Origin of the sequence: Pseudoalteromonas sp. NSLLW24 (genome assembly GCF_015864725.1) — a bacterium.
GTDB lineage: Bacteria > Pseudomonadota > Gammaproteobacteria > Enterobacterales > Alteromonadaceae > Pseudoalteromonas > Pseudoalteromonas arctica.
Genome location: NZ_JADYWQ010000006.1, coordinates 272,760 through 286,081, shown reverse-complemented (window position 1 = coordinate 286,081; position 13,322 = coordinate 272,760). Strand labels below are relative to the sequence as shown.

Sequence of the window (13,322 nt, the reverse complement as noted above, 5' to 3'; positions counted from 1 at the left end):
GCTGGTTTAGCGCCAAATGAATCTGAGATTAGATACAAAGACTCTAAAACTGTGGCCAAATTTTATTGACCACTACACCCATAACAATCAGAAGGATGATTAAGATCCACACCGATTCGATTTAATGAGGTTAACAAATCATCGGGAAAATTGTATCTATAATGTTTTCGCCAAGCGGAGCAATCTTTACAGTCACATCCCGAAGCCGGTAATCCGTCTTGGTTTTGAATACTCTTTGTCTCTTTTAAATCAACAGAAAATTTCCATTGAGAAAAGTTTATTGTAGGTCTTCTCATTCAACGTTGCCTAACATTTTAGTATTTATGCGACACGCTGTTTGTGTTGCATAATCGCTTGTTGGACTGAGCCGCTACCTGCTCGGTGTGTCAGAGTTGGTGTTGTTTATGCTATGGGAATTTGCTTTTTGGAGGCTCTCACTTTCCTAGCTGATTTAATCAGCTTAGCTAGTGTTATGTAAGCTTTCCCTGCATTGCTCAGCGCTTATTATGTATTCATTACACCTAAATTTGCCTTAATAAGCAATTATATTTTTTACACGTACAGAGGCCGCTAGCCTGAGCAGTTAAGCAGGTTAACTAATTGATTTTAAGCAGCTACCTAGCTGCTAACTCGTTCGCTCTACTTTGGTCGTTGTTTCATATAACTGGAATACGCCAATTAAACGCAAGATACCTGCCTTACAATGTTGGCAAGGCCAATGCGGTATCAGTGTTACGTTTTCTGTCTTTAGCTTCTCCACTTTACCTATGTGTGATTCTTGTGACCTTATTAATGCTAACTTTCGCTTGCGACATGCATTAGCTAAAAAACCATAGTGACGAATGCGCATAAACCCTTTCGGCAATACATGTTGTAAGTAACGCCGTAAAAATTCATCACAGCTCAGTGTCATTACTTTATCGCGGTTCTTATCTGCATAATCTCGGTATTTAAAACTCACAGTTTGTTTATTTGCTCTCACTAAACGTGATTCTGACATTACGCCTTTTCGGGTATAGCGAGCAAGGTAGCTAACTAAATTTTCACTGTACGTTAAACAGGCTTTGCTATAAACACACCATTTGGTTGGCATGTTTATCTTCGTAAATGAACTATCGCATTCATTTAACGCCGCCAGCATTTTACCTCTAAAGACTGTTGATAACGCTTTCACGGGGTATAAATAGCCTTTTTCTATTTCATGCCAGTGCGTTTTTTCAAGTGCACCTGCGGGTATCAAACAATGCAAGTGGATATGCTGACTTAAGTTTTGCCCCCATGTATGCAGTACGCTTGTCATGCCTAACTGACCATGCCTCTTTCGTTTCGCAAATTTGTTCAGCGTTTGCCATGCGGCTTTAAATAAACACTGGTACAACGCGTTTGGGTTATAGTGCGCAATGATATTCAACTCATGGGGGAGCGTAAAAACAAGGTGGAAATACCGACACGGTAATAAATCCTCTTGCTGCCTTTGCACCCACTTAGCCGTAGCCATGCCTTGGCAACGCGGACAATGACGGTCTCGACAGCTACATCCAATCTTTTGTGACTCACCACAGTTATCACATTGCCATGCTTGGTAACCGAGCTGACCTGTTCTGCATGATTGAAGGTGCTGACAGACACGCAGTTGTTGATAGCTCATCGTATGATGCTGGCGATAATTCTCAAGATTCGAGTTTAAAATATCAGCGAGGTGTAAAGCGCTCATTGTTTACTCCAGCTCGCAAGCAAATCAATGCCGCCATGACCTAACTCTGGTAACCAATGTAAGTAACTTTGTGTGGTTTTAATATCACTGTGACCAAGCTGATGTTGCAGTTGATGAAGTGGCATACCTGATTCAAGTTGGTGTGTTGCATAAGCATGGCGTAAAGCATGTGGGTTACAGTGCTTTAAGCCACACGCTTGTGCATGTTTTCTCAATGCCTTTCTGAAGCTTGAGGGTGACATGGGTTTATCCATTAACCATCGTGAATAAAACATCCAGCCTGTTGGGTGATACATTTTCCAATAGCGACGTAATTGATTTAGCACGCTATCTGATACAACAACATAGCGTGACTTATCTCCTTTACCATGTTCAATTAAAATGGTTCTACGCTGTCCATCGATGTCTTGCACTTTAATGCGTAGCAGTTCGCCAATACGCAAACCACATCCATAACACACCACTATCAATGTTTTTAAGCGCATATCGGTGCAACTTTCTATAAGCCGTCGCATGTCATCGCGCGATAAATACGTGGGTGCGCGAAGTTTTACTTTTGGCAGTACAATATCTAAGTTAAGTGGCCGATGTAAAATATTCTTAAACAAGAACCAAATACTGTTTATCTGTATTTTTTGGCTTGCTCTAGAAAGTTTACGAATCGCAGGATCGTTAAAAAAGGCGTTAAGTTCCTCATCAGTAATCGAATCGAGCGGTTTATTAAAATAATGACTGAGTTTTAGTAAATGCTCGCAGTAACTTTTACAGGTACTTTGCGAATAACCACGATAGGCTATTTCAGTTTTGACTTGTTCAATGAGTGTATTCATTACTTACCTCCAAATATGGGATAACCCCAAGGTAAGTGTGGCTCAAATGGTCAGAATAGGATCTCCGCGTAGCGGCTTAGTTCAACAATTTAATAGTGCGCTCATCGCGCATATTTCTGCCGACTTAACGCTCATTTATCTACTTTATTTAGTTTTAACAAATAACCTAAAGCATTACTACCACTAAGTTTTTAAAGCTTTAAAGTAAAGTTTAATAGAACAATATGCGCGCGTCGCTTATTTTCATGAATATACGCGCAAAGAGCAGTTTGACCAATCAAGTAACTACGATTTTTAGCCAACCTCAACGATCTGCTGATCGCTCTTAGCTGATCTTAGAAAGAATGCTAGAAGCTTATGGCGTTTGCTCTCTTGTATAAATAACGTTACGCAAATAGCTTCATATAATAACTAAGAGAACCAACTACCTTTCTTATTTAATACAGAGTAAGTTATGAGAATAGAGATGACAGCTAAACCTAGCCCTATAAATATGTTATTAAATGATATGTATGTAGCGCAAATTAATGTCACTCCACAACTCATTTTTATAGCAATATTTCTGTTTGATTTTAACTCGAACATTTTTGACATACTAATAACTCCTTTTATTACACTGCAGGTTTATTGAAGGATACTTTTCTTTTTTATGCTGGAATATCCTTATTTTATGGGCTTCTATTAATAGCAAATTGTGTAAATTATTACCAATAATAAATATTATACTTGGGGTGGGTTATTATATTGTTAGTTAAAGGGCTGACTAGTTGTTATTTAGCCTTTGAATGTCTGCTAATCACCGCCTTTAACTTAAATCAAATCACCTCACCTCAACACCCTTTAATATATTTAATGTGCATTTTATAACCAAGAAGTGCTAGGTTAGTGGTAAATTAATTGAAGGAAATAATTATGAAATTAGAGTCATTAGCACTGCACCACGGTTACGAATCTGAGCCTACGACCAAATCGGCAGCCGTGCCTATTTATCACACTTCTTCTTATACATTTGACAACACGCAGCATGGCGCTGATTTATTCGATTTAAAAGTACCTGGAAATATTTACACCCGCATAATGAACCCAACCAATGCCGTACTTGAACAACGTATTGCTGCAATGGAAGGGGGTATTGGTGGGCTAGCCGTGGCCTCTGGGATGGCCGCTATTACGTATGCTATTCAATGCTTGTGCGAAGTAGGCACTAATATTGTAAGTACCAGCCAAGTATATGGTGGCACGTATAACTTATTTGCTCATACACTACCTAGGCAAGGTATTGAAGCGCGCATGATTAAAGCCGATGACTTTAGCGCATTCGAGGATGCCATTGACGACAATACCCGTGCTGTTTTTTGTGAATCTATTGGTAACCCGGCAGGTAATATTGTTGATATTGAACGTTTAGCACGTATTGCACATAGCAAAGGTGTGCCGCTTATTGTTGATAATACCGTGGCTACGCCGTATTTATGCCGCCCATTTGAGCTAGGCGCCGATATAATGGTTCACTCACTTACAAAGTATATAAACGGGCACGGTACTGCTATTGGCGGCATGATTGTCGACTCAGGAAAATTTGATTGGAAAGCAAATGCTACGCGTTTTGCAATGATGAACGAGCCCGATCCGTCGTATCACAACGTGGTGTATACCGAAGCCTTTGCTGAAGCTGCATTTATTGGACGCTGCAGAGTAGTGCCACTTAGAAATACTGGCGCAGCGCTTGCCCCTAAAAACGCATCTGACATTCTAATCGGCCTTGAAACCTTAGGCTTAAGAATGGATCGCCACTGCGAAAATGCACAGCAGTTAGCTGAATATTTAGAAAACCATCCAAAAGTGCTTTGGGTTAATTACGCAGGGTTAAAATCAAGTCCGTATAACGAAATGAGCAAAAAAATTACCAGTGGCAAAGCATCCGGTATTTTAAGCTTTGGCATTGCGGGTGGCCTAGAAGCGGGTACTCGTTTTATTGATGCACTAAACATGATTTTACGCTTAGTTAATATTGGCGATGCCAAGTCGCTTGCGTGTCATCCTGCGTCAACTACACACCGCCAATTAAATGATGAAGAGCTTGCTAATGCGGGCGTAAGCCGCGATTTAATTCGTTTGTCGGTTGGTATTGAAAACATTGCAGACATAATTGCCGATGTAAGCCAAGCGCTCGATAAAGCATAGTTACCTCACTACCTTTCATAAAAAACTTTAAAGCATAAAAAGCGTTAGTTGAAAATAAACTATCGTTTTTTATGTTTTTCTAAAATCTATTAATAAGTATACCTCCTTATTTTATATACCTTTTTTATAAAACCTTCCTAAGGCTTTTATATTTTTACCGTTTGTTTTTTATTCACATGTCAATTTTGTATTGACACTAAGATTACTTACTACTACATTTGTAACAGTACCACTACAAGTGTAGTAATAGGAGCGACAATGAAACTTAGTGATTTTGAAATGGATATTATGCAGCTGCTCTGGCAGGAAGAACCCTGTACCGCGAGTCAACTACATAAGGTGCTTTTAGCTGATAAGCAAAAAGATAAAAAAGTAGCCTATACAACAGTTAAAACTATTGTAGATAGGTTAGAACACAAAGGAGCGATTGAGCGTTGTGGACATGAAGGGCGAGCTATTGTTTTTAGAACAATAGTTACTCAAGACACATTATCGGAGCAAGCTATGCCTAGTTTTATGCAACGATTTTTTAAAGGTAATTCTCGTAGTTTAATTGCCCACTTTATCAAAGAAGAAAAGCTAAATGATGAAGATATAGAATATTTACAAACGCTTTTAAAAAATAAGAAGTTAGATTAAAGGAGAGGGTAATGACGGATTATTTACTAACTTGCACACTTATTAGCTTATGTATTTTGCTTACAGTAAAAGGGCTTAAAAATGCCCCAGCACGATTAAACTTTTACATTTTAATGATTGCCTTGGCATGTTGGTTTGTCCCTTGGCAATATTTTTCCCAGTTATCCTTATTTGAAGGGGCAAATCGTTACACATTTAACGTGGCGCAATTGATTCCCGATGTTAAAGCACTAATACCAAATGCTGAACAAGTAGCAACTAAGGACGAATTACAAAGCGATATGGTTATATGGGACTTATTGCCATCACTTAGTAATGTTTTTATGGTTTTAGTTTTAGCTGGTTTTGGATTGTTTTTATTACGCATGGGCTTATATGTAAAGCTTATAAAAAATTTATACATTAACTCAAAGCCAAGTCCTGAACTTAACCACATCAACAATCAGTATCCAATTAGACTAACAACCCATACAGAACCTGCTTTTGCTACCGGGTTAATAAAGCCTGTTATTTGGTTAGAGTCGACGATGACACACCGTAAAGAATTAGATTCAGTCATTCAACACGAGGTAACTCATTTACAACAAGGTGATATTTATTGGACGTGGCTTATTTGTTTTATAGAAAGCGTTTTTTGGTGGAATCCTATTTGCTTAAAGTTAACTGGTTTAGCAAGAGAGCAACTCGAACTTAGCTGTGATGAGTTGTGTATGCAAAAGCTAAAAGGTAAATACCAATTGGATTTAGCAAGTTTATTGCTACAAGAGCAAAGTGCTGGAAGCTCGCCTAACTTTTTTACCCCCCCACTTTTGAATATTGCTCACTCTAAGAGTTTTAATGTTCAGAGGATCAAAATGTTAAACAAGGAAAAAACAATGAAAAGTAAATATTTGGTTATGGTTGCGGCGGCAATGTCTTTTAGTGCTTTAGCTGCAGCGCAAATTGTAGACGGTAATTCAGATAACAAACAGCAAAGTAATAATACGTCTCAGGCTCCTGTTAAAAGTGAAGTTTATAATCAACAACTTGCACAGCTTCTAAAAAGTGCTGCTGGGGCAAAAAGTGATAACCCTGAACTGTTAAACCAAGCTGCGCAAGGCATTCAAGATTGGCACTTGAATAGAGACAAACTTACGGGGTTTGAAGAAGCTGAAATCAAACTACAAAGCTTTAGGCTGCTAAATCACGTTTACTCTAAACTTGAGCAATATGAAGACATACTGAGTGCTTACGAAAAATGGTATGAGCCTGGTAGTAACCCGCCTTACTTTTTAAAAAATTCACTAGCAACGGCCTATATACAGCTAGGGCGTTATGAGCTTGCTGTTGCAGAGCTTGAAGATTTATCAAAACAGCTTGAAGGTAAGCTACATGTTGGCTCAGCTGATAACTTAGCACTGGCATACATTTACCTTGATGATTACGATAAAGCATTAAAAACCCTAGAGCAGGTTGATGCAAAAGACAATGTATACGGAAATATCCTTAAATATTATGTTTATGATAAACAAAATAACCGTAAAAAGATGGATGAAATCAAAAGTAAAATACCAGAAGTATTTGCAGTTACCCCCGCGCTATTACCACAAAGCGGCGTACCTGGTTCGCAATTGTTGAGATTGCTATAAGTTTTCAATTACGATGAGGCTCGGAGTATCTGAGCCTCTGTTTAATGTTATTGGTACAAATACAGATTTATTCATTAAAATAGATCTAGGTTATTTAAATCTCTGGGTAATCGCTTAGCGATAACCTAAATAAAGTGGGCTAAAAGTAGTGATTTTTCGCAATAGTTGGTATGTTACAAGTAACATTTTATTTAATTGTGTGTGATGAAAAAAAACAAACGTTCTTCTCTTCAAGATATTGCCGATGCGGTTGGTGTAACCAAAATGACGGTGAGTCGTTATTTACGTAATCCCGAAAAAGTATCAGAGTCTACTCGCACTAAAATTAGTGCAGCTATTGATACGCTAGGCTACATTGCAAATAAAGCCCCTGATTTACTCTCTAATGCTAAAAGCTATTCTATTGGTGTACTCGTTCCATCGTTAACGAATCACGTATTTGCTCAAGTTATAAGAGGCATTGAAGATGTAACAGGGCCTGCAGGATATCAAACAATGTTGGCCCATTATGGTTACAACCCTGAAATTGAAGAAAAACGGGTTGAGTATTTATTGTCGTATCACGTTGATGGTTTAATTTTATCAGAAACCACACACACAGACAGAACGCTAAAAATGATTGAAATGTCAGGCGTACCTGTGATTGAAATAATGGATACTCATCACTCTCCTATGCAGCAAGCGGTTGGTTTTGATAACGTTAAAGCCGCTTTTGATATGACGACAGCGCTTTTAAATAAAGGCTATCGCAATATTGTTTATATAGGTGCAAGGCTCGATGTACGAACACGCCTAAAATTTCAAGGTTATTCAGATGCTATGTTAGCTAAAGGCTTTACGCCTAAAAGTGTGATGACTGATCAAGCTTCATCTTATAGTTTAGGCGCTGAACTTTTACAAAAAACGCGTACTGACTACCCAAATACTGACTGTTTGTTTTGTACTAATGATGATTTAGCAATTGGGGCTATTTTTGAATGCCAGCGAAGCAACATCTTAGTGCCTAGCCAAATGGGGATTGTGGGTTTTCATGGTCATGATATTGGCCAAGCAATGGTGCCTCAATTAGCAAGTGTGATCACCCCTCGTTATCAAATAGGTAATGTTGCGGGAAGAGAGTTGTTGAGCCGGATTAATTCCGATTTGGATACTAGCATGAATTATAAGCAAGTAATTGATACTGGTTATATAGTTCATCTAGGTGGGAGTGTTTAAATACTCAAATTACATGAGCCTAAATAACAAAAGGCCCAGGTAATTTTTATGTGTGTGATGATAACTCTACATACTGTAATTTTACAAAAACAGAGAAATAATCATAGCGACAAGTGCGCCAACAGTACCAATAATGGTTTCCATTACCGTCCATGTTTTAAGAGTTTGCATTTCGCTCAAACCGAGATAGCGACTCGCTAACCAAAATCCTGAGTCGTTTACATGGGAGAGCACAATAGAGCCCCCACCAATAGCGATGGTAACAGCGGCAAGCTGCGCTCCATCAAGTCCTAAAGGCTGGAGCATTGGTATAATTAAACCACACGCTGTAAGCATAGCTACTGTCGCAGAGCCTTGAATGACCCGCACAGCGGCTGATAATACAAAAGCGAGTATTACAATCGGTAAGCCTGAACCAGCTAAGTAATTACCCAGTGCCGTACCTACTCCTGAATCAACTAATACTTGTTTAAATACCCCACCGGCACCAGTGACAAGAATAATAATTCCCGCAGGTTGTAAGGCACTACCACAAATTTCCATGATTCTAGCATTAGGGACACCGCGCCTTGCGCCGAGCAAATAAAATGCCATTAGGCAGGCAACTAAAATTGCAGTAAATGGATGACCTATAAAGGCTAACCAATTATATAAATCAGAGTCTTTTTCAACAAAGCGACTACCAATAGTATTTAAACTAATCATAATTAATGGCAAAGCAATCAAACCTAATGCTAATCCAAAACTAGGCGTCCCTTTACCAACTCTTTGGTTATCGTCGATTTGTTCGTGCTGTGGGAGTTCTACATGAATAGATTTAGAAATAATAGAGCCCCATATTGGACCTCCTATGATCATCGCTGGTATGGCAGCAATAAGGCCAAATAAAATCATATAACCATAGTCAGCGCCTAATTGAGAGGCAACCAAAATCGGCCCTGGCGCAGGAATAAGAAACGCCTGACAAGACGCTATCCCAGCAAGTAGCCCAATACCAATTTTAACAACGCTGCCACCGCCTTTTCTTACTACAGCAAAAACAATACCGATTAAAAGTACAACGGCCACATCAAAAAAGAGGGGTAGGGCACAAATAAAGCCCGTAAAGGTAAGCGCCCAATTAGCGTTTTTTTCTCCAAAACGGTGTAAAAGTGTGTGGGCAATACGATCCAGCGCGCCGGTTTCTTCCATTACTTTGCCAAACATGGCACCTAAAGCGACCACAACCGCTACAAAGCCTAGTGTTCCGGCCATTCCTTTTTGAATTGTAGCGGCAATTATTTCAGGGCTCATTCCTGAGAATAATCCTGCAATCATAGAAACAAGGATCAAAGAGACGACAGCATGGAGTCGTACTTTCATTACTAAGAAAAGCAATAAAAATATGGAGCCTGCCGCTGTTAGTATTAATGATAAATCTGACATTTTTCCCTACTTATATTCAGTGTGAATTATGATGTTTAGTGTGTGTTTAACTTCACTTTTGTATTTGTTACGGGTAACATGTTACCCGTAACTCAATATAATATATACATTGAAAATAATTAATTATTAAATTAAGGCGAGGGTAAATACATGAGTAACACAAATGTAGGTCGTGTTTATATTGTAATGGGGGTTTCAAGCACAGGAAAGTCAAGTGTGGGTGATGCATTAGCAAAGCGCATTGGCGCTAAATTTATCGACGGAGACGACTTACATCCCAAGGCTAATATATTAAAAATGTCATCTGGGCAGCCTTTAAACGATGCTGATCGTGTGCCTTGGCTAGAAAGAATACGTGATGCTGCATTTAGCATTGAAAAGAAAAATGAAATTGCGGTAATAGTCTGCTCTGCATTAAAAAAGAAATACCGAGAACAAATATGTGACGGAAATATAGGCATTACCTTTTTACATCTTTATGGTGATTTTGAACTGGTTAAAAGCCGTATGCAGGACAGAAAAGGGCATTTTATGCCTGTTGATTTACTCAAAAGCCAATTTGATGCGCTAGAAGTTCCAAAAGAAGATGAGCCCAATGTTATAAATATAGATATTAATAACTCATTCGAGCTAGTAGTCGAAAGTTGTATTAGCGCAACTAAAATGAATAATCACAACAAGTTAAAAGTTTTTAGTTAACTGTTACTTTTAACATTTAGGGGCTTTATTTTTTATGAGTTAGCATCTGCTCGTGGTGTTTCTAAAATCGCTTTTTTTTCATCTTCAGATAATATTATCCAATCAAAAATTTCTTCGTTGGTACGCCCACACCCGGTGCAGTAACCGCTGCGCCTTTCGCATATTCCTAGGCAATCGGTTTTAAATTTAGATGGTTTTTTGTTTTGATTTAATTGGCGCATTATTAAAGTCCTAACGGTGGAGCAATCTCAAAGCGAGTAGTGAACCCATTACCTTCTTGATTAGTAGAGAGTGTAATGACAGGGGTTTTAGTATCAAGTACAAAGGTGCTGTAAATTGAACTTGCTGTTTCTTTTTGGCTTTCAAACCAACCTGTTTTGGTTAAGCATTGGCGTAATTGCTTAGCCAGTTTTTGATGAGACTTTACGGTTTGCGTTTGTGTATTAACAGGTGTTTGGCATTGGTAGCTTGCTTGCTCTGACTTATTTAAAGTAACCGTACAGCTTGCTCCAATAATATGAGTATTAGTACGCCATTGATTAGTAAACTGGTTATTTACTTTATCTTTTTTGATTGAATTAAAACCAGATTCATAACTGGTTATAAGGTTATTTATGATGCTGCATTCATCGAGTGTTACTGTGGTTTTTACAGACTGATTCGTTGTAGTAGTGGTTGCTGTAGTTGTAGTCTGATTAGTTTTGCTGGTACAGCCCGCTAAAATAAACGCGATAACTAAAATAAATGCGACAATAGAAGGAGTAATATAGTTTTTCATAGTTCACAGTAACCGATTAATTTAGCCACGCACTATATCACACGTGATTTACTGTAAAAATAAAAAGGCCCACATAAATATGAGCCTGTTTGTCAGTCACAACTAATGCTATTTATGGCGACCTTGCAAGCATTTAACTACATCTTCAAGGGCTAAGCCTTGGCGTTGTAGCAATACTGTAAGGTGATAAATTAAATCAGCAGATTCGTTTGTTAGCTCATAGTTATCGTGTTTCATAGCGGCAAGGGCAACTTCTACGCCTTCTTCACCTACTTTTTGACAACTACGGCTTAAGTCTTTTGCAAATAATGACGCTGTGTAGCTTTTTTCAGGGTCGTCGTTTTTACGTGCTACAATCACATCTTCTAACTGTGCTAAAAAGCTTAAACTTGGTTTTGCTTCATCACCAAAACAGCTTTGTGTGCCTAAGTGGCACGTTGGGCCTTCTGGGTTGGCAAGGACTAAAATTGAATCGTAGTCACAATCGGTATGAACTGATACTACATTTAAGTAGTTTTGTGATGACTCACCTTTAGTCCATAAACGCGATTTTGAACGCGAGTAAAACGTTACTTTATTACTCTCAAGCGTAACGTTTAGTGCTTCGCTGTTCATAAAGCCTTGCATTAAAATAACACCAGAGCGGGCATCTTGAATAATAGCAGGGATCATTTCACTTTTAGCGAAATCGACTTGAGCTTGGTTTTGTTGTGTTACTTGCATAATCTTGCTGCCACTTGGTTATCTGTTAAAAATTGTTTTAGTTCGCCAATGTTAATCACATTTTTATGAAAAACGCTGGCGGCTAATGCACCATCTACTTTGCTTTGTTTAAATACATCAACAAAATCTTGCATGCTACCCGCACCGCCAGAGGCGATTAAAGGAATGTTACATAGCTCGCGAATTTTACTGAGTTGCTCGTTGTCGTAACCGTTACGAACGCCATCTTGGTTCATACAGTTTAATACAATTTCGCCGGCGCCTAAGTCTTGTACGCGTTTAACCCATTCTTGTGTTTTATAACGCGTACGGCTTGATGCATTAGGATCGCCAGTTAATTGGTAAACTAAATATTCACCAGTCGTTTCATCAAAAAAGCTGTCTATGCCAACAACAACACATTGCTTGCCAAACTCATCGTGTAATTCTTTAATAAGTTCAGGGCGCGCAATAGCAGGGCTGTTAATGCTTATTTTGTCAGCACCGCGCTCTAAAACACGCGCTGCATCAGCTACTGATTTAATACCGCCGGCTACACAAAATGGAATATCGATATTGCGTGCAATACTTTCTACCCAGTTTACATCAAGTAGGCGTTTTTCAACGCTTGCACTGATTTCGTAAAAAACCAGTTCATCGGCGCCAGCTTCGCTGTAGGCTTTAGCCATTGTCAAAATATCGCCAACAACTTCATGGCCTTTAAACTTAACGCCTTTAACTACTTGGCCGTCTTTAACGTCTAAACATGGAATTATGCGTTTTGATAACATGCCAATGCCTCCTCAACGCTAAATGCGCCATCAAGCAGAGACTTGCCTAAAATAACGCCGCCAACACCTAGCTCTTTAAGCTTTTTAATGTCGTCAAGTGAGCTTACGCCCCCTGAGGCTTGCACTTTAATTGTGCTGTTGTGGCGAGTTAAGTCTTCGTAAAGCTCAAACGATGGACCCGTCATGGTGCCATCTTTACTGATGTCCGTGCATAAAAAGTCTATAACACCTAAGCCCACGTAAAAATCTACCAGCTCAAGTAAACCAAATTCAGATTCACTTAACCAACCGTGTGTAGCAGGTGCCCAGCCCGTTGCTGTTTTATTTACATCAAGGGCAATTACAAAGTGCTCTGCGCCAAATTGTTCAATCCAGGCTTTTACTTGTTCGCGTTTTTCTACTGCCATTGAACCAATAACAACTTGGTTTGCACCGGCTTTTAGCCAATCACTTACATCTTGCTCTGAGCGAATACCGCCGCCCACTTGGTACGGTACGTTAAGTGCTTTGGTTGCAGCTTGAATATGTTTCCACTGCTTTTTATTTGGATCGCGTGCACCTTCTAAATCAACAAGGTGTAGTTTACCTGCGCCACTGTCGGCGTATTCTTTTAAACGCGCGCCAAGTTCGAAAGGGTAAAACTGTGCTGTGTCGTATTTACCTTGGTACAAGCGCACAATTTGATTTTGTAATACGTCTAATGCTGGAATAATCACA

General features: G+C 39.0%; 13 protein-coding genes. 5 read left to right on the top strand and 8 right to left on the bottom strand.

The features are described 5' to 3' along the window. Window positions 1–625 precede the first annotated feature (625 nt). Both I6E72_RS08910 and I6E72_RS08905 read right to left on the bottom strand, forming a co-directional pair. Window positions 626–1,714, bottom strand: coding sequence for an IS91 family transposase (locus tag I6E72_RS08910; RefSeq protein WP_197111945.1), 1,089 nt, complete (start codon window positions 1,712–1,714; stop codon window positions 626–628). Beyond that, the gene (locus tag I6E72_RS08905; RefSeq protein WP_197111943.1) at window positions 1,711–2,544 is read right to left on the bottom strand and encodes a tyrosine-type recombinase/integrase; all 834 of its coding nucleotides are present in this window, start codon (window positions 2,542–2,544) and stop codon (window positions 1,711–1,713) included. The genes I6E72_RS08910 and I6E72_RS08905 overlap by 4 nt, the downstream gene beginning before the upstream one ends. Window positions 2,545–3,456: 912 nt before the next feature. On the opposite strand from I6E72_RS08905, the gene I6E72_RS08900 reads away from it, so the two are divergent. The 4 genes from I6E72_RS08900 to gntR all read left to right on the top strand — a co-directional run bounded on the left by I6E72_RS08900 (window position 3,457) and on the right by gntR (window position 8,210). Next, window positions 3,457–4,728 carry an O-acetylhomoserine aminocarboxypropyltransferase/cysteine synthase family protein gene (locus tag I6E72_RS08900; RefSeq protein WP_197111942.1) on the top strand — a complete coding sequence of 424 codons (1,272 nt, stop codon included), beginning with the start codon at window positions 3,457–3,459 and terminating at the stop codon, window positions 4,726–4,728. A gap of 258 nt (window positions 4,729–4,986) precedes the next feature. Continuing rightward, window positions 4,987–5,367 (top strand): BlaI/MecI/CopY family transcriptional regulator, encoded by a 381-nt coding sequence (locus I6E72_RS08895; protein WP_002960288.1) that lies wholly within the window; start codon window positions 4,987–4,989, stop codon window positions 5,365–5,367. 11 nt (window positions 5,368–5,378) lie between these two features. Beyond that, window positions 5,379–6,995, top strand: a complete 1,617-nt coding sequence (locus I6E72_RS08890) for a M56 family metallopeptidase (protein WP_197111940.1) — start codon at window positions 5,379–5,381, stop codon at window positions 6,993–6,995. Window positions 6,996–7,199: 204 nt separating this feature from the next. Beyond that, window positions 7,200–8,210, top strand: coding sequence for a gluconate operon transcriptional repressor GntR (gntR, locus tag I6E72_RS08885; protein WP_197111938.1), 1,011 nt, complete (start codon window positions 7,200–7,202; stop codon window positions 8,208–8,210). Between the two features lie 81 nt (window positions 8,211–8,291). On the opposite strand, the gene gntU is transcribed toward gntR, so the two are convergent. Further along, on the bottom strand, window positions 8,292–9,635 hold the full coding sequence (gene gntU / locus I6E72_RS08880; protein ID WP_010552956.1) for a gluconate transporter: 1,344 nt from the start codon (window positions 9,633–9,635) through the stop codon (window positions 8,292–8,294). A gap of 150 nt (window positions 9,636–9,785) precedes the next feature. Here gntU and I6E72_RS08875 point away from each other — a divergent pair, with 150 nt between their 5' ends. Then, entirely contained in the window at window positions 9,786–10,334 is a 549-nt protein-coding gene (locus tag I6E72_RS08875) for a gluconokinase (protein ID WP_197111936.1), read from the top strand. Window positions 10,335–10,366: 32 nt separating this feature from the next. Here I6E72_RS08875 and I6E72_RS08870 read toward each other — a convergent pair whose 3' ends face one another. From I6E72_RS08870 to I6E72_RS08850, 5 genes are all read right to left on the bottom strand, one after another. Then, a complete protein-coding gene (locus I6E72_RS08870) occupies window positions 10,367–10,555 on the bottom strand; it encodes a DUF1289 domain-containing protein (protein WP_002960277.1) in 189 nt (62 codons plus the stop codon). Between the two features lie 2 nt (window positions 10,556–10,557). Beyond that, window positions 10,558–11,112, bottom strand: a complete 555-nt coding sequence (locus tag I6E72_RS08865; protein WP_197111933.1) for a hypothetical protein — start codon at window positions 11,110–11,112, stop codon at window positions 10,558–10,560. A gap of 108 nt (window positions 11,113–11,220) precedes the next feature. Next, on the bottom strand, window positions 11,221–11,835 hold the full coding sequence (gene hisIE / locus I6E72_RS08860) for a bifunctional phosphoribosyl-AMP cyclohydrolase/phosphoribosyl-ATP diphosphatase HisIE (protein WP_197111931.1): 615 nt from the start codon (window positions 11,833–11,835) through the stop codon (window positions 11,221–11,223). Beyond that, a complete protein-coding gene (gene hisF, locus I6E72_RS08855; protein WP_024611092.1) occupies window positions 11,826–12,605 on the bottom strand; it encodes an imidazole glycerol phosphate synthase subunit HisF in 780 nt (259 codons plus the stop codon). Before hisF ends, hisIE begins: the two co-directional genes overlap by 10 nt. Beyond that, entirely contained in the window at window positions 12,587–13,321 is a 735-nt protein-coding gene (locus I6E72_RS08850) for a 1-(5-phosphoribosyl)-5-[(5-phosphoribosylamino)methylideneamino] imidazole-4-carboxamide isomerase (RefSeq protein ID WP_197111929.1), read from the bottom strand. The genes hisF and I6E72_RS08850 overlap by 19 nt, the downstream gene beginning before the upstream one ends. Between the last annotated feature and the right edge of the window lies 1 nt (window position 13,322).